Source organism: Desulfobacula toluolica Tol2 (genome assembly GCF_000307105.1).
GTDB lineage: Bacteria > Desulfobacterota > Desulfobacteria > Desulfobacterales > Desulfobacteraceae > Desulfobacula > Desulfobacula toluolica.
The window spans coordinates 1586858-1607731 of sequence record NC_018645.1 but is presented as its reverse complement, the minus strand read 5'-3'; the positions used below and the strand labels follow the sequence as shown (position 1 = coordinate 1607731).

General features: G+C 38.9%; 25 protein-coding genes. 3 read left to right on the top strand and 22 right to left on the bottom strand.

Annotated elements, in window-relative coordinates:
- Positions 1–17: 17 nt before the first annotated feature.
- The 3 genes from TOL2_RS07375 to lon form a co-directional block, all read right to left on the bottom strand.
- Complete coding sequence (locus TOL2_RS07375) at positions 18–680, bottom strand: phosphatidylserine decarboxylase family protein (RefSeq protein WP_014956879.1); 663 nt, start codon at positions 678–680, stop codon at positions 18–20.
- Positions 681–750: 70 nt separating this feature from the next.
- Positions 751–1434, bottom strand: a complete 684-nt coding sequence (gene tsaB, locus TOL2_RS07370; protein ID WP_041279348.1) for a tRNA (adenosine(37)-N6)-threonylcarbamoyltransferase complex dimerization subunit type 1 TsaB — start codon at positions 1432–1434, stop codon at positions 751–753.
- Complete coding sequence (gene lon / locus TOL2_RS07365) at positions 1431–3860, bottom strand: endopeptidase La (protein ID WP_014956877.1); 2430 nt, start codon at positions 3858–3860, stop codon at positions 1431–1433. The genes tsaB and lon overlap by 4 nt, the downstream gene beginning before the upstream one ends.
- Before the next feature lie 211 nt (positions 3861–4071).
- Here lon and TOL2_RS07360 point away from each other — a divergent pair, with 211 nt between their 5' ends.
- Complete coding sequence (locus TOL2_RS07360; protein WP_014956876.1) at positions 4072–4872, top strand: prepilin peptidase; 801 nt, start codon at positions 4072–4074, stop codon at positions 4870–4872.
- A gap of 45 nt (positions 4873–4917) precedes the next feature.
- Here the strand turns inward: TOL2_RS07360 and TOL2_RS07355 are convergent, their stop codons facing one another.
- Positions 4918–5394: a chemotaxis protein CheX gene (locus tag TOL2_RS07355; RefSeq protein ID WP_014956875.1), complete on the bottom strand. Its 477-nt coding sequence runs from the start codon at positions 5392–5394 to the stop codon at positions 4918–4920.
- A gap of 202 nt (positions 5395–5596) precedes the next feature.
- Here TOL2_RS07355 and TOL2_RS07350 point away from each other — a divergent pair, with 202 nt between their 5' ends.
- Positions 5597–5866: an HU family DNA-binding protein gene (locus TOL2_RS07350; RefSeq protein WP_014956874.1), complete on the top strand. Its 270-nt coding sequence runs from the start codon at positions 5597–5599 to the stop codon at positions 5864–5866.
- Between the two features lie 67 nt (positions 5867–5933).
- Positions 5934–6092 (top strand): hypothetical protein, encoded by a 159-nt coding sequence (locus TOL2_RS24805; protein WP_158406071.1) that lies wholly within the window; start codon positions 5934–5936, stop codon positions 6090–6092.
- Between the two features lie 203 nt (positions 6093–6295).
- On the opposite strand, the gene TOL2_RS07345 is transcribed toward TOL2_RS24805, so the two are convergent.
- The 18 genes from TOL2_RS07345 to TOL2_RS07260 form a co-directional block, all read right to left on the bottom strand.
- Positions 6296–7732, bottom strand: coding sequence for an exonuclease domain-containing protein (locus tag TOL2_RS07345; RefSeq protein WP_148278074.1), 1437 nt, complete (start codon positions 7730–7732; stop codon positions 6296–6298).
- 93 nt (positions 7733–7825) lie between these two features.
- On the bottom strand, positions 7826–8221 hold the full coding sequence (gene rpsI / locus TOL2_RS07340) for a 30S ribosomal protein S9 (protein WP_014956872.1): 396 nt from the start codon (positions 8219–8221) through the stop codon (positions 7826–7828).
- Between the two features lie 25 nt (positions 8222–8246).
- The gene (gene rplM / locus TOL2_RS07335; protein WP_014956871.1) at positions 8247–8681 is read right to left on the bottom strand and encodes a 50S ribosomal protein L13; all 435 of its coding nucleotides are present in this window, start codon (positions 8679–8681) and stop codon (positions 8247–8249) included.
- A 73-nt stretch (positions 8682–8754) separates the two neighbouring features.
- Positions 8755–9165 carry a bactofilin family protein gene (locus TOL2_RS07330; protein WP_014956870.1) on the bottom strand — a complete coding sequence of 137 codons (411 nt, stop codon included), beginning with the start codon at positions 9163–9165 and terminating at the stop codon, positions 8755–8757.
- A gap of 44 nt (positions 9166–9209) precedes the next feature.
- The gene (locus TOL2_RS07325) at positions 9210–10112 is read right to left on the bottom strand and encodes a hypothetical protein (RefSeq protein WP_014956869.1); all 903 of its coding nucleotides are present in this window, start codon (positions 10110–10112) and stop codon (positions 9210–9212) included.
- Positions 10113–10230: 118 nt separating this feature from the next.
- Positions 10231–11256, bottom strand: coding sequence for a Holliday junction branch migration DNA helicase RuvB (gene ruvB / locus TOL2_RS07320; protein ID WP_014956868.1), 1026 nt, complete (start codon positions 11254–11256; stop codon positions 10231–10233).
- A gap of 7 nt (positions 11257–11263) precedes the next feature.
- Positions 11264–11914: a Holliday junction branch migration protein RuvA gene (gene ruvA / locus TOL2_RS07315; RefSeq protein WP_014956867.1), complete on the bottom strand. Its 651-nt coding sequence runs from the start codon at positions 11912–11914 to the stop codon at positions 11264–11266.
- Positions 11911–12396 (bottom strand): crossover junction endodeoxyribonuclease RuvC, encoded by a 486-nt coding sequence (locus TOL2_RS07310; RefSeq protein WP_014956866.1) that lies wholly within the window; start codon positions 12394–12396, stop codon positions 11911–11913. The genes ruvA and TOL2_RS07310 overlap by 4 nt, the downstream gene beginning before the upstream one ends.
- Before the next feature lie 15 nt (positions 12397–12411).
- A complete protein-coding gene (ybgF, locus tag TOL2_RS07305; protein ID WP_014956865.1) occupies positions 12412–13290 on the bottom strand; it encodes a tol-pal system protein YbgF in 879 nt (292 codons plus the stop codon).
- 80 nt (positions 13291–13370) lie between these two features.
- The gene (gene pal / locus TOL2_RS07300) at positions 13371–13988 is read right to left on the bottom strand and encodes a peptidoglycan-associated lipoprotein Pal (RefSeq protein WP_014956864.1); all 618 of its coding nucleotides are present in this window, start codon (positions 13986–13988) and stop codon (positions 13371–13373) included.
- A gap of 148 nt (positions 13989–14136) precedes the next feature.
- Positions 14137–15498, bottom strand: a complete 1362-nt coding sequence (tolB, locus tag TOL2_RS07295; protein WP_014956863.1) for a Tol-Pal system beta propeller repeat protein TolB — start codon at positions 15496–15498, stop codon at positions 14137–14139.
- Positions 15499–15500: 2 nt separating this feature from the next.
- Positions 15501–16472 carry a cell envelope integrity protein TolA gene (locus TOL2_RS07290; protein WP_014956862.1) on the bottom strand — a complete coding sequence of 324 codons (972 nt, stop codon included), beginning with the start codon at positions 16470–16472 and terminating at the stop codon, positions 15501–15503.
- Positions 16473–16481: 9 nt separating this feature from the next.
- Positions 16482–16898 carry a protein TolR gene (tolR, locus tag TOL2_RS07285; RefSeq protein ID WP_014956861.1) on the bottom strand — a complete coding sequence of 139 codons (417 nt, stop codon included), beginning with the start codon at positions 16896–16898 and terminating at the stop codon, positions 16482–16484.
- The gene (gene tolQ, locus TOL2_RS07280; RefSeq protein ID WP_041279347.1) at positions 16898–17608 is read right to left on the bottom strand and encodes a protein TolQ; all 711 of its coding nucleotides are present in this window, start codon (positions 17606–17608) and stop codon (positions 16898–16900) included. The genes tolR and tolQ overlap by 1 nt, the downstream gene beginning before the upstream one ends.
- 252 nt (positions 17609–17860) lie before the next feature.
- Positions 17861–19513: a chaperonin GroEL gene (gene groL / locus TOL2_RS07275; RefSeq protein WP_014956859.1), complete on the bottom strand. Its 1653-nt coding sequence runs from the start codon at positions 19511–19513 to the stop codon at positions 17861–17863.
- Between the two features lie 48 nt (positions 19514–19561).
- Entirely contained in the window at positions 19562–19849 is a 288-nt protein-coding gene (gene groES, locus TOL2_RS07270) for a co-chaperone GroES (RefSeq protein WP_014956858.1), read from the bottom strand.
- 107 nt (positions 19850–19956) lie between these two features.
- Positions 19957–20244, bottom strand: a complete 288-nt coding sequence (locus tag TOL2_RS07265; RefSeq protein ID WP_041279346.1) for an FmdB family zinc ribbon protein — start codon at positions 20242–20244, stop codon at positions 19957–19959.
- Between the two features lie 95 nt (positions 20245–20339).
- Entirely contained in the window at positions 20340–20870 is a 531-nt protein-coding gene (locus tag TOL2_RS07260) for a hypothetical protein (protein WP_014956857.1), read from the bottom strand.
- Positions 20871–20874 lie beyond the last annotated feature (4 nt).

Below are 20874 nucleotides of genomic sequence, written 5' to 3'. Positions count from 1 at the left end.
TTTAAGGTCTATCCCCTTTATTTCATATATCCAATGATAGTAGACCCGGCCTTTGTTTTTTGACCAACACTTACAGCAACTTTAAAATCCCGGGGCAAATACAAATCAAGACGTGAGCCGAACTGAATCATACCATACCTATCCCCTTTTTTCAGTATTTCACCATCTTTAACACAATTCACAATACGCCGGGCAATGAGACCGGCTATCTGAACAACTGCAAAACTTGCATCATCCGCTGTCTTGATAATCAATGCATTTCTTTCATTGTGAATGGATGCCTTGTCAAAAGAGGCATTCATAAACTTTCCCGGATGATACACAACCTTTTGAACCATTCCGTCAAAAGGAACCCGGTTTACATGAACATTAAACACATTCATAAAGATACTGATCTTAATGCAGGGATCGGATAAATAGTCACATTTTTCTTGCTTTTCAATACAAATTACCTTCCCGTCAGCAGGAGATATAAGACTGTTTTCCTCTTGAGGGGGCACACGATCAGGATCTCTAAAAAACCAGCAGACAAATAAAGTTGCTGCCAGACAGATCCAGAAAAATACTCCCCGCTCAAAATAAAAAAGCATCCCCGTAATGAGAATGGCTATAAATATAAATTTCAGGCCGGGTTGAGCAACCGGTAAAACCGCCCGCGCCGGCCATTTTGAATTGTCCATAATTTAACTTTCTTCAAATTATATCTGTGTCACTCACACTATCAAACAATCTATCCTTATGTCAATGTCCTTATTTTTCAGCAAATTGCAATTGGGCATCAGACTGTCTGATATAAACCGGAGCAAGTCTATTTTCAGGGCAATTAAAAAAATCTTCTTTTGAAGCCAGGGACCGAAGCAACGCAGTTGCACTAACGGAATCCAAAAATCTGTCAGCAAACTCAGGATTATCGGCTGTTTGTTCAATAATATCCCGGTACGCTTTTGATCCCGACCCTGCAAACACTACAGGCCCGCTTGTCATACCGATTGCCTCTTCAGGACTGACAACACTTTCCCTGGTTTTTGACATCAACCTGCCATGGTCAAAATGATAAACAGCGCAATAGACTTCATTTCTCCTGGCATCCATCATCACACAAACAGGAATGGAACAGTGATCAAACCGGAACGCAATCCCGTCCAGACTTGAAACACCTGCCGCAGGTTTCCCCATGGCATAGGCCAATCCTTTGACTACACTGATACCGATTCTAAGACCTGTAAAACTGCCGGGCCCTCTGGCAGCCACAAAACCGTCCATATCTTTCAGTGACATAAAAGCGCGACTTTCAAGCATATGTTCGATCATTTTTACAAGTCGCCTGGAATGCGTCAGCCTGGCATCCCAGAACTCTTCACAAACAAGTATGCTTCCATCAACAATTGCCAAGCTGCATCCCTGTTCTGCCGTACTCAGACAAAGAAGTTTCAATTATCTGCCCTTTTCTTATCCGGTTTTTCTTCATCTGAATTTTCTTTATTTGATTTTTCTTCCAAAGCAATATCAAGAACTTCCCGTATATCACTTACACAGGTAAATTTCATTTTATTCTTAATCACCTTGGGCATATCATATAAATCTTTTTTGTTTTTTTCGGGAATGATCACATGGTCAATGCCTGCCCTTAAAGCACCAAGGGCTTTTTCCTTAAGCCCCCCAATGGGCAAAACTCTCCCTCTCAAAGAAATTTCACCTGTCATCCCCACTTTATTATTCACTTTGCGACCGGTAAATGCTGAAATCAATGCCGTTGCCATGGCAATTCCTGCTGAAGGACCATCTTTTGGAATGGCACCGGCAGGCACATGAATATGAATATCGTTATTATCAATATCCTCTTTATTTATACCAAAGTTATCTGCATTGGCTTTTGTATAAGTAAGGGCAGCTCTGGCAGATTCCTGCATAACATCACCGATCTGGCCTGTGACCAGCAGCTCTCCTTTTCCCTGATACAATGACACCTCGATATACAACTGCTCTCCGCCGACTTCAGTCCATGCAAGGCCTGTTGCCAGGCCCACCTGGCTCTCTTCCTGATCAAGCTCTGTAAGATATTGGGGCGGACCCAGATATTTTGTAAGATTTTGACGGGTGATGGAAAATTTTCCCTTTTTCCCATCTGCAATCTGCCTTGCAATTTTTCTGCAGATGGCATCCAGCTTCCTTTCAAGCCCTCGTACACCGGCTTCCAGCGTGTATTCTGCAATAATCAACTCCATGGCAGCGGAACTGACATGAATGGACCTGCGAATCAAACCGTTATCCTTGAGTTTTCTGGGTAAAAGATGTTTTTGGGCAATCACTTTTTTCTCCTGGCGGGTATACCCGGAGATTCTGATCACTTCCATCCTGTCCAGCAAAGCAGACGGAATCGTGTCGGACATGTTTGCGGTTAAAATGAACAGCACATTGGAAAGATCAAAAGGCATATTCAGGTAATGGTCTGAAAATTCAAAATTCTGCTCAGGATCAAGAGCCTCTAACAGTGCAGAAGAAGGATCTCCTCTGAAATCATTTCCCAGTTTGTCGATTTCATCCAGCATGAATACGGGATTATTTGTACCACATTGCCGCAACCCTTGCAAAATCCGTCCCGGCATTGAACCGATATAAGTTCTTCGATGTCCCCTGATCTCAGCCTCATCCCGGATACCGCCCAAGGACAGCCGATGAAACTTACGCTTCATGGCTTTGGCAATAGCCTGACCCAACGATGTTTTTCCAACACCAGGAGGCCCCACAAAACAAATGATCTGTCCTTTTTTCTGGGGATTTAATTTTCTGACACTCAAATACTCAAGAATTCTTTCTTTGACTTTATCCAGACCAAAATGATTTGCATCCAGCACCTCTTGTGATTTTGGAATATCAAGAAAATCTTTTGTTGCTTTGCTCCATGGCAAATCAACGATACAGTCAAGATAGGTTCTTACAACCGAAGCTTCAGAAGAGTCGGAATGCATCTGCTCAAGACGTTTGAGTTGCTTTTGTGACTCTTTTTCACAGTCATGGGGCATTTTGCATTTTTTAATTTTTTCCTTAAACTCTTCTATTTCGGCAAGTTTCTCGTCGTTCTCTCCAAGCTCCCTGTGAATTGCCTTTACCTGCTCTCTGAGATAATAATCCCTTTGATTTTTAGAAATCTCATCTTTGACATCTATTTGAATTTTAGCCTGAACCGTTGAAAGATCCAGTTCTCTTGCCAAAAGATCATTCACCTTTTTCAACCGTTCGGTTCCTTCGGTGATTTCAAGCAAAATCTGAGCATCCTCAACCTTTAAATTCAAATTGGAAGCAACAAGATCCGCCAATTTGCCGGGAGATTCAATATGAGACAACAAATCCCCCACATCCCCCGAAAACTCGCCCTTAAGGGCCAATAATTTTTCACTGGCTTCTTTGACATTACGCATCAAAGCTTCATTTTCAATGCTGAGTTCCACAGGATCGACATCCGTTAAAAATTCAATACGAACTTTAAAAAAAGTTCTCTTTTTAACGTATTCCAATATTTTTGCCTTGGCTATTCCCTGAACCAGGGCCTTGATCCTGCCATCCGGCAACTTGATCATTTTTTGAATCCTGCCAACCGTACCAACGGCATAAACATCCTTTGCTGTTGGTTTTTCCAGTTCAGAATCTTTCTGGGCGCTCAAAAAAATATACCTGTCATATTCCACAGTCTCTTCAACTGCTTTAATGGATTTTTCCCGTCCGACAAATAATGGCAGCAGCATATCTGTAAACACGACAACATCTCTTACCGGCATCATGGGAAGAATTTTCGGTATATCCTCTATGTTGCTTTCTTTTTCTATAATTTCAATCAGGTCATCAATATCTGCTTCAGCCATTTTTGCTCCTTATTTTCATATAAAAAAAACACTGAATGATTTTTTTTTTGACTGTTAACTTTGCATTCAATGTTTGACATTCACTTTTCATACCTGCATACTGGTGACTTTACAATAAAACAGATTTTAATTTTTACAATATCCTTGAAAAAAATATTTTTAACTATAATAAAAGAAATTAACAAAACCCAAACAAAAAGAGAACCTGACAATGACAGACTATTTTTCTTATCCAAACTTAATAATTCCGGGCCTGATTGTTTTTATATTCGGCACCTGTATCGGAAGTTTTTTAAATGTTTGTATTTACCGGATTCCTGCAAACAAATCCATTGTCACTCCGGGATCATTCTGTCCCAATTGTAAAAACAGCATTCCCTTTTACTGCAATATTCCCATATTCAGCTACTTTTTTTTAATGGGCCGCTGTAAATTCTGCCTGAACCCGATATCCATCAGGTATCCTTTTATAGAAACACTGACCGGTATCTTTTCCCTCCTGTTATTCCTTAAGTTCGGGCTAACCCCTGCCACGGCCTACTGGTTTGTTTTCATAAGCGCTTTGATTACCATTTCATTTATTGACATTGATTATCAAATTATCCCGGACAGCATCTCTCTTTCAGGCATACCAATTTTTGCATCTTCTTTCTATTTCATACCTGAAATGACCATAAAAGCCGCTCTATTGGGCATACTGGCCGGAGGGGGCATTTTATATGCGGTAGCGCTTTTTTATTATTTACTAAAGAAACAAGAGGGCATGGGCGGCGGTGACATTAAACTTCTGGCCATGATTGGCGCTGCGACAGGAATAAAAGGGGTTGTTTTCACTATTTTTACAGGCTCATTATTCGGCACTATCACCGGAATTTTCATCATGCTTTATACCAGAATAGCAGATACAAAATTAAAGATTCCTTTTGGACCATTCCTGTCGTTAGGCGCAATTGTATATATTTTCTTTGGAAATCAATTGATTAACTGGTATCTGATGAGTTTTGGGTTTTAGGTGCCGGCTTCTGAGTATTGAGAAACAAATTGCCGTTCCACCTCATCACCCATCACTCACAGCTTCATAGCATATTTCTATCACCATCTTACCTTTTGTCGTATTAAAAGGAAGAACAAGAACATGTTTCACACCTTTAACATGTTCTATAAATGCATCCTTTCCTATTTTTATCTCTGTAAACTTAACATTTACCTTCTTGCCCATCTCAGCAATTTTTGTCGCAACATGGCCGGCTACCATATTACAGATCTCACCTACCGCATCATTTATTTCTTCATTGAGTTGGGTCATATCCTCACCAAACATCGCCGAAACGATTCCAAGTATACTTTTTTCCGAAAAACTAATGGCGGCTGAGCCGGAAAGGTCACCGGATATTTCCAGTAACCCTGAAATATCACCCAATGATTTTCTATCTTTTTTCAAAAACGGAATTTCCGGTTTTACTTTTACAAATGCCGTTGTATCGAGAATATGTAACGTACCCTCAATAAAGGGATTGACCAGTGCTGCATCCATATTTTCCTCCTGTTTAAGTTGATTTTATGATTTTCGCTTCATTCTGGCAACAAATTTAATAAAAATTGTGAATAAATACTTGACACGGGCCTCTCAACGACGTAACTTACGCAGAAAAGCTGATTCAAATTAACTTAAAAAATTATGTTATCGACGATTTTAGTATTTAAACATTTCTAAAACCTAAAAAGGAGTGATAAAAATGAATAAAGGCGATTTAATAAACAAGGTTTCAGAAGTACTTAACAGTAAAAAAGATGCACAGTCTGCAGTGGACTGCACCATCAAGGCAATTACAGATGCTCTGTCCAACAATGATTCTGTTACGCTCGTTGGCTTTGGAACATTTAAAACAGCTGAAAGAAAAGCCAGGAAGGGAAGAAATCCACAAACCGGTAAAGAAATTGATATTCCAGCCAGAAATGTACCAAAATTCATCCCGGGAAAAGCATTAAAAGACGCTGTAAAATAATATCAAAAGGTTTGGTTCAGGCAGTATGACGCATCAGGATAAATACTGCCTGGATAGTAATTAAACCATGGACTTTGATATAAGCAAGGGAATGCTTCCATCCGTTGGTGTGGATATGGTTTTCAATATTAACTCCATGGTGCCTTACTGCAGGCCATCCATTATTTATGATGTTGATTTGGCCAACAAGACAATTATTATTGCCCAACCCACATACCGTTCTTAAAAGATACGAATTTTAAAGAGTTACACCTGACAACTATTATTCAGAATAAAAACAGAAAAATAAGAATAGGTGTAACTTGTCGTAAGTTTAAAATCATTAACAACTTCGCGCTCGCCAATAATACAAAGGTACAACTGGAAAACAAAAGTGAAACACTTTTAAACCGGTTTATTCATGATGCCCAAATTGACGACCTTAAAACTCTAAGCAGGAGGAATTGATAAATTCATTATATACTCTTTTAACCATCCAAACATCTTTTTTTGGTCCGGATTAAGACTCAAAAGATCATTTTCAACTTCCTTTAATTCCCGCATCCCTTGTTCACAATTAAATTTTATATCGTTTTTATAGCCGACGAACTGATCTTCAGGCAAAGAAGATCTTAATCTGTTCAAATAAAAATGATATTCACTATCTTTTGATTGTTCTGCTTCATCTTTGAAATTCCTGTCAAAAATACGACCGGCTAAAACTTTTATCCTGGGGCTTTGAATTTTTTGTAAGACTTCTTTTTTCCGGTTGTTCGCAGCCTTATGAAACAAATCGCTTTGTTTTTTCTCAAGCGCGGAAAAAAAACCATCCTGGTAAAGCGCTGCGTCCGGGTCTATGTCGGGCACAAAAGGATATTCATATCTGCAATGGTACTCGATAAATTCCAAAAATCTTTCCTGGTGACGGCGAATTTTATCCATATTTTCATCAGCTGATTGTTGTGAAGCCTCCGGCAATTTTGTCCAAAATCTTTCAAGGGCAGGCAATACGATCAATGCATCTCCGGGACGTTTTCTTATAACAAACGTATCCTTCAAATCCTTATCCGTACCAAGACCTATAATATCGTCTGAATCAAGTCGCAACCAAAGACTTTGATTGTTATACACCCTTGATTCTCCAAGACGGATAACAGGCACCAGGTAATTTTTACCGGCCCCAAAAGATGCCGAAACCATAAGACAAACACTGAAACGCTCTGATTGAATATCAAAAGTTTTTTCAATGCTACTTATCCTGATTTCATCCCGGGTTTTATTAAAAAATCCAAGACAATATTTCCAAATGTCCTTCTGAAGAATCAATCTCCTGACAAGCTCAATGACAGCCTCAACATCATTCATTGCTTCATGAGCCCTGCCGGAAGTGACAAACCTGTTTTCAGAACAAATCAAATCAAGTTTAAGGCTTGGTTTTCCATCAACACAAGGCCACTTCAAACAAGATGGATAAAATACCCTGAAGACAGCCGTAATAGGCAGAACATCCATCCTGTAGCACCCATTAGCATATTGATGCAAGTAGGGATCTAAAAGATTTCGATAAAAAAGAAACCTTAAAAAAATATCATCAAAACCAAGAGAATTGTACCCCAGACTTATCGTGCCCGGTGTGTTTAATATGTTATGAATTTTTAAAGCTGCTTCATATTCACTGACCCCATGTTCTAATTCATCGTAAGTCAAACCGTGCGTTAAAAAAGCTTTTGGCGACGGCACAATATCTTTACGCAACCGAATAGTAATGGTTTGCCTGTCCATTTCATTGAGTCCAAAATCAGTCCGGATAAAAGCAAACGTTAAAATCTGATCAAATGCAGGATTTAAACCACTTGTTTCAATATCATAGAACAAAAAGGTTTTCATTTTATTTTTCATTTCCCAACACAAAAAGGGACAAAAAAAAACATCTTTGTCCCTGGTGCGTTTGTACCGAATGATTCGATTGAATAAAAAAGACTATCTTTTTGAAAACTGAAAGCTTGCTCTTGCGCCTTTTTTACCGTATTTTTTACGTTCCTTTTTCCTTGCATCTCTTGTAAGGAATCCTGCGTTTTTTAAAACACCTCGAAGATCAGGATCTGAAAGTTCAAGCGCTTTGGACACACCAAGACGCACAGCACCGGCCTGACCGGATTTTCCGCCGCCCATTACTGTAACTTTAATGTCAAAAGCATCGCTTTTTTCAGTAAGAACCAAAGGGGATAAAAGCAAATCTCTTGTTACGTTTAATTCAAAGTATTCATTAAGATCTTTATTGTTGACTAAAATCTTACCATTGCCGGGTGTTAACCATACTTTGGCTATAGAATCTTTTCTTTTACCAGTCGCGTAAAATACGTTTCCACTTTCCATTGATAATTATCGCGTCCTTTATTCCTTAGATTTCAACAACTTCAGGCTTTTGAGCAGCATGAGGGTGCTGATCGCCCGTATATACAAATAATTTCTTGCCAAGTTTTCTGCCAAGCCTGTTTTTAGGAAGCATTCCCTTAACTGCTTTTTTTATCAACTCTTCAGGCTTTTTCTCCAGCAGTTCTTTAGCTGTAATGGATTTAATACCACCAATATAACCTGAATGACGGTAATATTTTTTTTGATCCAGCTTGTTACCCGTCATACGAATTTTATCTGCATTGATAACAATAATCCAGTCACCTGTATCAACATGAGGCGTAAAAAGAGGATTGTGTTTACCACGAATCCTATACGCCACCTGAGATGCAAGCCTGCCGAGAATCTTGTCCTTTGCGTCAATGACACACCAATTTTCACTATTGTCTGATCTTTTTGCACTATATGTATATTTTTTCAATTTCTTCAACGCTCCTCTTCATAAACACAATCTATAAAACTTACATAAGTTTAATATCCATGTCAAGCAAAATTTAAAGTTCTATCTGTTTTCCTTTTTGTACATCAGTGTTGTCAAACGCAGTTGAATCTTTCCCTGCCGATAGTTTGCTTGATGTTTTACAGAAAACTTCAGCATTTAAAACACCACCATTTTCAACAATAAGATCTTTACACTCTACTTTACCCGCACATACCCCAGTGGCAAGAATAATCAATTCCCTGGATGCCGTAACTTCTCCTTGAAATTTTCCGCCAATCGTAATACTGGATACCGTTGTGGCACTGGAATTCACCTGCCCTCCCTCTGCAATGATCACCACCTCTCCTTCAATAGTTCCTGTTACCTGCCCCTTTATAATCAACTTTCCGCTGCTTGATATTGATCCCTCAATTTTTAGTTCCCTATCAATAATTGAAAGATTTTTGCTGCTTTTCTTTCCCACTTTATATCTCCCGGCCTGCCTATGATTGAATACCTTTTACCGCCCTAAGCCTCAGTGATATCAATCATCTTATCGAATATCAAATCACCTTGATCATTAAATATAAAAATAGCCGCTTTTTTAAAAAATTCAGGATCAGCCTGACTTTTGATCCTGAATTTAACTGGTTTAAAATGTGCAATTGAAAAATATTGTCCTTTTCCATACTCAGACGGAATACCATTTTTCAAGGCTGAGGCCGGCACCACAAGCCACTGATCTTCAATGTTGTTGTCAGGTTTCAACAGTGTAAAAATTCTTCCTGAAACATCCCCGGGTTTATTAGAACTATTTTTGATATTAAATCGAACCAGAAGATCGCCATTTGTTCCATCCTTTTTAACAGCAAATTTTTCTATCAAAACTGTTTTTTTCATCTCTTTAGGTTTTGCCGATGTGTCAGGCGGTTTATCAATAGTATTTAGTTTAGAGGCATTTAATTTAGATTGAATCCTGTTTTCTTGTTGTTCAGCCGTTGAAAACTGATTTGTTTTGACTCTATTTTCAAGTTCTTGAACGCAATTTACTTCCCGATTCTTTGAGACCACAGTTTTTTTTTCTTCAATTTCTTTTTTAATAATCTTTGGATCTTTTCCCAAAATAACCAACCTTGCCATTAACAATTCTTTTTCCCTGGTCAATTCATCAACTTTTTTTTCAGATTGAACAAGCTTTTTTTTAATTAAAGCAACACCCCTTGATACCCCTGTAAAATAAAATGTGACCGCTGCCACAAAAAAAAGTATGCTTACAGCAGATAAAATCCCTAAAAGCGCTTTTAAATATTCACCAGATCTTATTTCTCCGAAATCATCAATTATCAGAATCCTTGACTTTCGGTTCTTTTTATAGGGTTTTAGTCTGGATCGTTTTATTTCACCTTCCAACTCTCTTGATATATCTTCCATAACCCACCTTTATTAACCAATTTCAAACTTTTAATCTCCTGGGTCGTTAACCTGCTGGATTTATACTCCTGAAAAAATAGAAATGATTTTTCATCCAAATCAAAAAACGCATCTCATTTTATGGTTTAATTTTAAGATGGCGATATGCTTTTTCCGAAGCTTTTCTGCCGCTGGAAGTACGAAGTACCAAGCCTATTTGCAACAAAAAAGGTTCTACGACATCAACAAGAGTATCTGTTTCTTCCTGCAATGTTGCCGCAATAGCTTCAATCCCCACAGGTCCTCCCTTATAGAAATCCACTATGGTTTTCAGATAATTTCGATCAAGACAGGTCAGACCAAGAGCATCAATTCCTTCGAGTTCAAGAGCTGCTTGAACACTGTTTTGGGTAACTTTCCCATGTGATTTTACCTGTGAATAATCCCTGACTCTTTTTAACAACCTGTTGGCAATCCTCGGGGTACCCCTGGACCTTTGGGCCAGCTCCAGGGCGCCATCATCCGAAATGGTTATGTTCAAAATAGCAGCAGACCGTTTAATGATAATCACCAGTTGATCCACAGAATAAAAATCAAGTGTTCGAAAAAGTCCGAATCTATCCCTTAAAGGAGAGGATAACAGCCCTACACGGGTGGTTGCGCCAATAAGTACAAACTGATTTAAGCGATATCTATGACTTCTTGCATGAATCCCCTTGTCGAATATAAAATCCACGGCAAAGTCTTCCATGGCCGGATATAAAAATTCTTCAACAACTTTTGGAATTCGATGGATTTCATCAATGAATAAAATATCTCCTTTGCCTATATTAGTTAATATTCCGATAAGATCCCCTCCCTTCTCCAGAGTAGGTCCTGACGTGACGGTCAGCTCTTTTTCCATTTCATTGGCAATGATATGGGAGACAGTTGTTTTACCTAAACCAGGAGGCCCGTGAAGCAATATGTGATCTAACGGTTCATTCCTCATCTTGGCTGCCTGTATGGCAATCTTCAAGGTTTCAACAGTATCATCTTGTCCCACATAATCATTAAAGCTTATGGGTCTTAAGGAAACAATATCAGAAGACAGGTCATCGGATGTTCTGCTGGATGTAACAATCCCTTTTTTTTCGGAAGAATAGGAAATAATATCATCATTCATGGTTTATCTAATTTTTCCCAAAAATCTCATCAAAAAGTTCTTCCGGCGTTGAAATTTTATCATTAGCTTCTAAGGCTTCCTTGACCATTCTTTTTGCAGATGCAGGGGAATGCCCCAGCTGTTCAACAAGAACATCCTCAACCTGCCGACCAATGTCGAGCATCTCAAACGCAAAAGATTCGGTCTTCATTTCTTTTTTATCCTGATTTTTATCCTGGTTTTCATCTTTGGTTACCAGCATAAATTTTTTAACTTTTCCATGAAGGGTTGCAATAATTTTTTCAGCTGTTCGTTGACCAACACCACTTAAGCCGGTTAAAAAAGAGACATCTTTTGTTTCAATAGCCCTTGCAATATCACTGGACGGCCGAGTCATGGCTTTGACGGCTTTCATGGGGCCTATAGCATCTACGGTAATAAATGTTTGAAAAAATTCTTTGTCATCAGGAGATTCAAAACCGATAAGAACAGGTTTTGGCTGTCGCTCTGTCTGGTGATAATAAATATACAGAGAAATCATTTTATCGGTAGCTTCCCGGGACATCAGCTTTTCAACCATTTGGGGATTCAACAGCACCTCATATCCCACACTACCCACAAGCAGCAGGATACCATCAGATTCAAACTGCAAAATAGTGCCTTCCAGATATCCGATCATAATATCCTTTTACACCTGTAATATCCTGTCAAAGCCAATCCTAGTGCATCAGAGGCATGAAAGGGCTTTATTGTCTCACCATGTCCCAACAAATTACGGACAGACCGCTCCACCTGATGCTTGTCTGCGCTCCCATTCCCGGAAACAATTTTTTTCATTTCCCTTACGGAAATTTCTTCCACATCAAGACCTGCTTTATAAGCTGCCAGAAGAAGAACACCGGAAACTTTGCCCAGCATAATACCTGATCCTGGGTATTTTTCAAGTGAGTATATGTCCTCTATAACAACACGATCAGGTTTTTGTGCGCAAAGAAAAGACAGCACTTTAGAATAAATGGTGTGAAGTCTCAAATGAATCGGGTCCTTTGAATCAGTGGATATGCTGCCAAATGAATACGATAGGATTTCTCGATCATTTCCCTCTATAACGCCAATGCCGGTGCCGGCCAACCCAGGATCAATCCCAACTATTTTTACCATAAAATATTGATAGACTTACTTTAAACTTTTTAATTTCTTTTGGGCATATTGTGCTTCATTTGAGTCAGGATGTTTTTTTAACAATTCTTTCAGGATAAGCCTTGCATTAGCTTTTTCACCCAGTTCAGCAAACGCATACCCTTGTTTTAATCTTGCTGCAGCCAATTTATTGCTGTTCGGATACACTTCCAAGACTTTCTGGTACTCCAGGATTGCTTTTTCAAACCATTTTTCAGCATAATAACTGTCGGCAATCCAAAATCTTGCATTGTCCGCATTATTAGAATCCGGATATTTATTGATAAAGTTTTCAAACTGGATACGGGCGTTTTCCTTATCTCCCTCATCAAACAATTTCTTTGCAAACTCATACAATTCAAGTTCGGCAGTCTTGCCGGATTCTATTGATGATACTGCTTTTTTTTCAATTTTTCCTGCTGCAGATGGTTCAAACCCCATATACTTTTCAAGCGCTATCACTTTTTCATAATTCTTTGAAACTGCCTGATCAAGTCGATCAATTTTTTTCTCAATTGATTCACTATCATTTTGGCGGTATTGTGCAAAACTGTGATTAATTTCTTCAATCATACCTTGAAGCCTCTGAATGTCTGATTTGATACTCTGAATAGTATCTTTCATTTCAGCATACTCTTCCTGGCTGATACTGTGACTTTCATTTAATCTTTTTTCGATACTTTCAATATTCTGCTCAAACTTCAAACGAATCTGTTCATTTTGCACGGCAAATTCTTTTGATTTTTCAGTTTGCCGCTTATTTTTCAATTCCAGAGTTGCCACCTTGTTCTCAAGAATCACAAAACTCTGGGATTCGACACAGCCGGAAAAAACCAATACAATAATCACAACACCGAACAAATATTTCATTCTCATAACTAAACTCCAGCAATCAAAAAAAATTTGTGGAAAGACAAATTTATAGTTGCAAGAACAGATTTTAAATCAGTTCTGTATTAATCAATTGCAAAATGAGCGCGCCTGTTCTTTCTGTATGCATCCTCTGTTTTTCCAAAATCTTCAGGTTGTTCTTCACCATAGCTGACGGTGTTCAAACGAGAAGCCGAAACGCCCAGATTGACCAAATAAGCTTTTGCTGCAGCAGCACGCCTTTCACCCAACGAAAGGTTATATTCAGTTGTACCACGGTCATCACAGTGGCCTTCAATAGTTACGGATACCGAATAATTTGCTTTTAACCATGCTGCTTTTTCTTTTAAAACTGTTTTTGCCATTGGACTCAGTTGAGAACTGTCATATTCAAAATGGATGTTCTGGTTTTCAAACCGTTTCTTTGCAGCCATTATTTTAGCTTGCCTCAGCGCTTTTTCATTGGCAATTCGATCTTCCAGTTCCTGCTGTGCAATACGATCCGCATCTTCCCTTGCTTGCGCGTTGGCCCGAGCTTGAGCTTCTGCTTTAGCTTTGGCAGCATTTTTATCTGCTTCTATCTTAGCTTGATCCTCAATAGCAGTTGCATCTGACACAATTGTTTTTTTTGCGCATGAGACAGCAAAAAAAAGTCCTGCAACAAGGATTGCCATGGTCAGATTAATCCACACTCTGTTTTTCATTTTTTTATCTCCTCTTTGTTTGAGGGAACAAATTTGTCCCCGCCTATAATTCAACTCAACGAATTCAAATTTAGTCATTCAATCTACTATAACAAAGAAAGCAGATTTAAAATCTGCCCCCGCAATATCATCTTTATTCAGTACTTTGTTACATTGACCAATCCGGTTGGGTCTGTTTGCCGCTCAGACTTAAAAGTCTTCGCTGGTCTGATCCGGACGCATTCATAACAAAAATTCTTGGAACCCCGTTTTCACGGGTTGATGTAAAAGTTATCATACTGCCGTCCGGTGACCATGCAGGATCTTCATTATCCCCCGTATTCATGGTCAATTGAACCGGCATTCCCGTATCAATATCCAGTATAAAAATATTAATATGGTTATCTTTAATGTTGACATAAGCAATTTTCTTGCCATCGGGAGACCAAGCCGGCGATGTATTATTAAGACCTTTGAACGTCAGGCGCCGCACTTCTCCTGATTCAATATCCTTTATATATATCTGGGGAGTTCCGGCCCGTTTTGAAGTAAAAACTATTTTTTGGCCATCCGGTGAAAACTTGGGCGACACATCAATTCCCCAGCTTTTTGTTATTCTTTTAATAATTTCTCCGGTCAGGGTCAACAAATAAATTTCCTGATCCCCGGAAAAACTTAAAGCTGCCGAAAGTTTAAGCTGTCCCGGCATCCAGTCCGGAGAAATATTCATTCCCTTGTAATTGACAATTGCACCTTTGTTTTCATTGAAATTTTTAATAAATATATCCGGCTTTCCCTTTGCATAGGAAACATAGGCCAGCCATTTTCCATCAAAAGACCAGGAAGGAGAAAGACAAATACTTTTGTGGAAGGTCATCTGCTTGACGTTTTGCCCGTCAAAATCACAGGTGAATATTTCTTTTTTACCGTTTACTGTTGAAACAAATGCAATTTTACTATTGAACACCCCCCATTTACCGGTAAGAGAGTAGGATATTTCACTGCAAAACAAATGAATCATCTTCCTGATTTGGGAACGAGAACCGCTATATACCTTGCCTACCAGAAGTTTTGTATTAAATGTATCAAAAAGTCTTAATTTAAGTTTTACTTTGCCATTGGTTTCAATAATCCCCCCGGTAACAAGCAGTTCAGCACCAATGCCTGTCCAGTCACGAAAATTAATCTGGCCCAGCTGAATGCCGGATTCAGCCGGATTTGATAAAAATGCAACAGGGTTCATCGTTTTAAGGTAGCCTGTAAAATCAAGTGCCTGTGTTAAAATACGCCTTGCTTTTTCTCCATCCGTTACCTCAACTTCATGACCGTTAAACGCCTTAAATCCCGTTACAGCAACAGGTGTTTTCTTTAAAAATGGGTTACTGATATTGATATAATCATATTCTTGAGCATATACAGTGCCATATTGAAATAAAAAAAAAACAATAAACACAAAACAACATCTGTATACCATAGTTTTATTAACCATCTCATAGATAAGATACCGTTTATTCCTGATAATTAAACCCATTTTTATTTCAGCCCTCTTGGTGTGAAAATAACAATAACATCATAAGAATGCCTTCCACCCGGCAACTGCGGCAGTGGATTTGCTTTTTTAATTGCTTTTTTTGCAGATTCATCAAGATAACGATTTCCTGACCTGGTTTCATAAATAATATCCCGTATTTCACCGCTTTTTAATACTTTGATCAGGATTCTGACTTCAAGACCCTGGTTCATCCTGGCAAGGGTCTCATTAAACACCCAGTTCTGCTCTATTCTTGAACCTAAAACCATTTTATATAGCTCTATGGGTTCATATCCCTTCTTTCCATACCCGGCATATGCCCCCTTCCCTTGATCCTCATTTGCCTTGCCCTGCTCCTGCACCTTTTTCTGAATACGGCTCAGGGCTTGTTCAAGCTTAGCCTGGGACTGATCCTCAACTTTTTTTTCCAATTGTTTCCTTGCTGATTCCAATACCTTTTCAGGATCAATTTCTTTTTTGGCCTTTTTCTTTTCAACCGGCTTCTTTTCAACCGGCTTCTTTTCAACCGGCTTCTTTTCAACCGGCTTGTTCTCTTTTTTATTGTCTGATTCTTTTCTTTTTTTCTCTTGCAGGGCGATCAAATCTTTCAAATTTTTTGGTTTCGCTTTTAAACTTATGTCCGGTTTAAAATTTGGAATTGTCCGGTTTTTTTTTATAACAGGAGCTTTTTGTATAATGGGAGCATTATTTATTGCTTCCCCTTTTTTTGTTGAATAATCTTGACTTTTAGCAGGTTCTTCAAAAGCAGGTTCCGGTGAAAAAGAGACCAGATCAATCTGAATAACCGATGGCAGGGGTTTGGATAATTTGATATCCTGACAAAAAATCATACCGCAAAAAAACAAACCGTGTAAAACTACTGAAATAGAAAAAAAAACTATTCCTGTTTTCCTGCCGTGATCAGGAGTAAGAAATGAGTCTTTTCTGATTTTAACTTTTATAGGGAGACTCATACTGGTCAATCAGGATGCATTTTCATCTTCAGGAAGGGTTATCATCCCGAGACTGTCAATACCGGCTTGTTTTATTTTTGAAATCACATTGATAACTACTCCATACGGCACTTTTTTATCCGCCCTGAGATAAACATTTTTTTTATCAAAATTTTCCAATATGGCCCCCAGCTTCCGGGTCAAAAATTCAACACTGACAACCTGTTCATTAATAAACACTTTTAAATCATCATCAATGGAAATAATCAAACGTTCTTCATTACCGTTTAATGGTTTTGAGGTTGCCTTGGGCAAATCCACATCAACCCCCTGGACCATCATGGGAGCCGTCACCATGAAAATAATCAGCAAAACAAGCATGACATCCACAAAAGGAGTGACATTGATCTCGGACATGAACTGATCATTACCTGAGCCTGACTGCATTATGCCTCCATTTGCTTTTGAATATCTCGTTCCATTATATTTAAAAGATCTGAAGAAAAACTCTGCAACTCAGAATCCAAGACCCTTATCCTGTCCGTAAAATAATTATAGGCAATAACGGAAGGTATTGCTACGGCAAGACCTGCTGCCGTTGCGATCAATGCTTCCGATATGCCCGGAGCAACTACGGCAAGGCTTGCAGACCCGCTTAACCCAATGCCATGGAAGGTATCCATGATCCCCCATACCGTACCGAAAAGACCGATAAAAGGGGCGGTATTACCAGCTGTTGCCAAAAACGGTACCAATTGAACCAGACGTCTGACTTCTACGCCAATGGATCGGTTTAACGATCGTTTTATGCTGCCGACAGCTTGGAAATAGGAGTTATCTGTTCGCTTTACCTGTGTTTTTTCATTATCTTTGCTGTCAGATCTTGCCATCTCCATATATGCAGTGATAAAAATTCTTGCGACCGGACTTGATCTCAATGCCTTGGCTTTTGAAAATGCATCTGAAAGATTTCGGCACTGCCAGAAAACATCTGTAAAATCAGCAGATTCTTTAAAAGCACTCCTTACATACCTGAATTTGATAAATATGATTGCCCATGAGGTTATTGAAAAGAACAGCAGCAGCAGCATGATAAATTTAACAACCGGGCCTGCATTGCTCAGCATGTAAAACAATCCAACGGTTTCCGTGGTCATACAACCTCTCTTACAAATTTACCTTCCCAATAGAGATAACATAACAAATCAGTGGCAAGATAATAAATAAATTTTAATAAAACTAAGTATATGAGCCGGCATTTCATGTCAAGTTCTTAATTATAATCAAAAACACCTCAAACCCAAACGAACTGCCTTTTTTATAGCATAGTTAAAAAAAACAAAGCCCCTGCACATCAAATGAGCAAGGGCTTTATTCAAATATTACGAATGGTATTGTTTAACGAAACATTACATCATTCCGCCCATTCCGCCCATTCCGCCCATTCCGCCGCCGGGCATTCCAGCAGGCATTCCGCCGCCGTCATTTTTTTCCGGTTTTTCAGCGATCATGGCTTCCGTGGTCAGCATGACAGAGGCAACACTGGCTGCATTCTGAAGTGCAAAACGAACCACTTTTTTAGGATCAATAACACCAGCTTCAATCAGATCTTCATAAACATTTGTCAAGGCATTGTAACCAAAGGCACCTGTGCCCTCTTTGACTTTATTGATAACAACAGAGCCTTCAGCACCTGCATTGTCGGCAATTTTACGAAGAGGTTCTTCAATGGCGCGTGCAATAACATCCACACCCAGTTGTTCTTCGCCTTCAAGATTAAGTTCTTCAAGAGCTGAAATACATCTTACAAGGGCAACACCACCGCCAGGCACGATACCTTCTTCAACCGCTGCACGGGTTGCATTAAGGGCATCTTCAACTCTGGCTTTCTTTTCCTTCATTTCAGTTTCAGTGGCAGCACCAACATTAATCACTGCAACACCGCCAACAAGTTTGGCAAGCCTTTCCTGAAGCTTTTCTCTGTCATAGTCAGAAGAGGTTTCTTCAACCTGGGCACGAATCATTTTCACACGGCCTTCAAGCGATTCTCTGGAACCTGCACCATCAACGATAATTGTATTGTCTTTATCAATCGTAATGGTTTTTGCCTGACCCAGATCTTGAATGGTTACATTTTCAAGTTTAATTCCAATGTCTTCTGAAACAACCTGTCCGCCGGTTAATACGGCAATATCTTCCAGCATGGCTTTTCTTCTGTCGCCAAATCCCGGAGCTTTAACTGCAGCAACATTCAAGGTGCCGCGAAGTTTATTTACAACCAGTGTGGCAAGGGCTTCGCCTTCAACATCTTCGGCAACAATCATGAGAGGTTTGCCAGTTTTGGCAATTTCTTCAAGAATAGGAAGAAGGTCTTTCATGGAAGAAATCTTTTTATCGCAGATTAAAACAAACGGATTATCAAGGGCTGCAACCATTTTCTCTGAATCAGTTACAAAGTAAGGTGACAGATAACCGCGGTCAAACTGCATACCTTCTACAACGTCCAGAGTGGTATCCATTGACTTGGCTTCTTCTACGGTGATAACACCTTCTTTACCAACTTTATCCATTGCTTCGGCAATAATATTACCAATGGTTGCATCATTATTTGCAGAAATGGTTCCAACTTGGGCAATTTCATTCTGATCTTTGGTCGGTTTTGCTATTTTTTCAAGACTTTCGACAATCTTAGAAACCGCTTTATCAATCCCTCTTTTGATTCCCATGGGATTATTTCCTGCAACAACCAGCTTCTGGCCGTTTTCATAGATTGCACGGGCCAAAACGGTTGCAGTAGTAGTACCGTCACCGGCCATATCAGAAGTTTTACTGGACACTTCTTTTACCATCTGAGCGCCCATGTTCTCAAATTTATCTTCCAGATCAATCTCTTTTGCAACAGTTACACCATCTTTGGTAACATTGGGAGAGCCCCAGGATTTTTCAATAACGACATTTCGTCCTTTAGGTCCAAGAGTAACCACAACTGCATCTGCAAGAGCCTTAACACCCCTAAGCATTGCTTCACGGGCCTTCGCATCATATTTAATTTCTTTTGCCATCTTCAATAATCTCCATTTATATCGTTAAATTATTCTTATATCGTTAAATTATTCAATTACTCCGAGAACATCATCCTGACGAAGGATAAGATAATCAATACCATCAATTTTCACATCTGTTCCACCATATTTGCTGAAAAGAACACGATCCCCGACCTTTACATCCATTGGAAGAAGTTTTCCGTCTTCGCCCATGCGGCCATTACCTGTGGCAACGATTTTGCCTTCTGCCGGTTTTTCTTTTGCCGTATCAGGAATAATAATACCACCCTTGGTTTTTTCGTCCTCTGCAACACGTTCAACAAGAATTCTGTCACTCAATGGTCTCAAACTCATGATCATTTTCTCCTTTAAATAGTATTTGTTGTGTTAATGCGTATAGTTTGTTTTATTCAACTTCAATTTTTTGAACATTGATTTTTTGAATATTAATTTTTGGAACATTAATTTTTGGAATCAATTGTCTTTTTTGAAGTTGTTTTTGAAGTAGTTTTTGATTCTTTGGATTTAGTACCGGCTTTTTTATCAGATTTTGTTTCTGTTCCCGTTTTAGCACCGCCATAGTCTGTGACGTACCAGCCCGATCCTTTAAGATGAAATGAACTTTGTGAAATCAGCTTTTTCAGACTACCCTTGCAATTAGGGCAAGTGGTAAGAGGGGAATCTGAAATTTTTTGAAGTGCTTCTTCTATTTGTCCGCACTCTGTACATTGATATTCATAAACTGGCATTTTACTTCTCCGTTTTTCTTTAGTCGTCTTGGAAAATCAAAGATAAAATAATAAGTTATTTATCCTTGTCAAGAAGGGGTATCTAAATTTTTTACCTATATGCCGGATCTCGAAATTATTAACCAATCTTTATAAAATCCAAATACTTGATTCAAACCTGGAATAGATACCTGGTTTAAAATAATATAAGTTAGCTGATGCACTTTTCGTTCTTCATCAAATGTAACATCAGCTTCATTTTTATTTTCATACCGATGTTGAAATTTTAAAAATCTGACAACATGAACCAGTTCATGGGTTAACACATACAAAAGAAAAGGTTCCAATAGCAGGCCCGCTTTTTCAACAATTGAAAGGATGGCGCTGTCCTGAAGACACACTTTATAAAAACTGAAAGAAGAAGACCCTAAAGGAACATCTTTTTTGCGTCCTTCATACTTGACAACCTGGGCAAATGGACCGTCAACATGCTCATGAACAGCCAGGTCTTTTGCTGTCTTAATATCATACCTGTTTTTCAGCCACTGGCCGGAAGACAGTTTAAAATAGTTGTTAACCAATTCTTCCGATACTTTTACGGCTTCATCAACCTTTAAAAGTTCTTCTTGATTAAAGTGTCGTAACATTTGC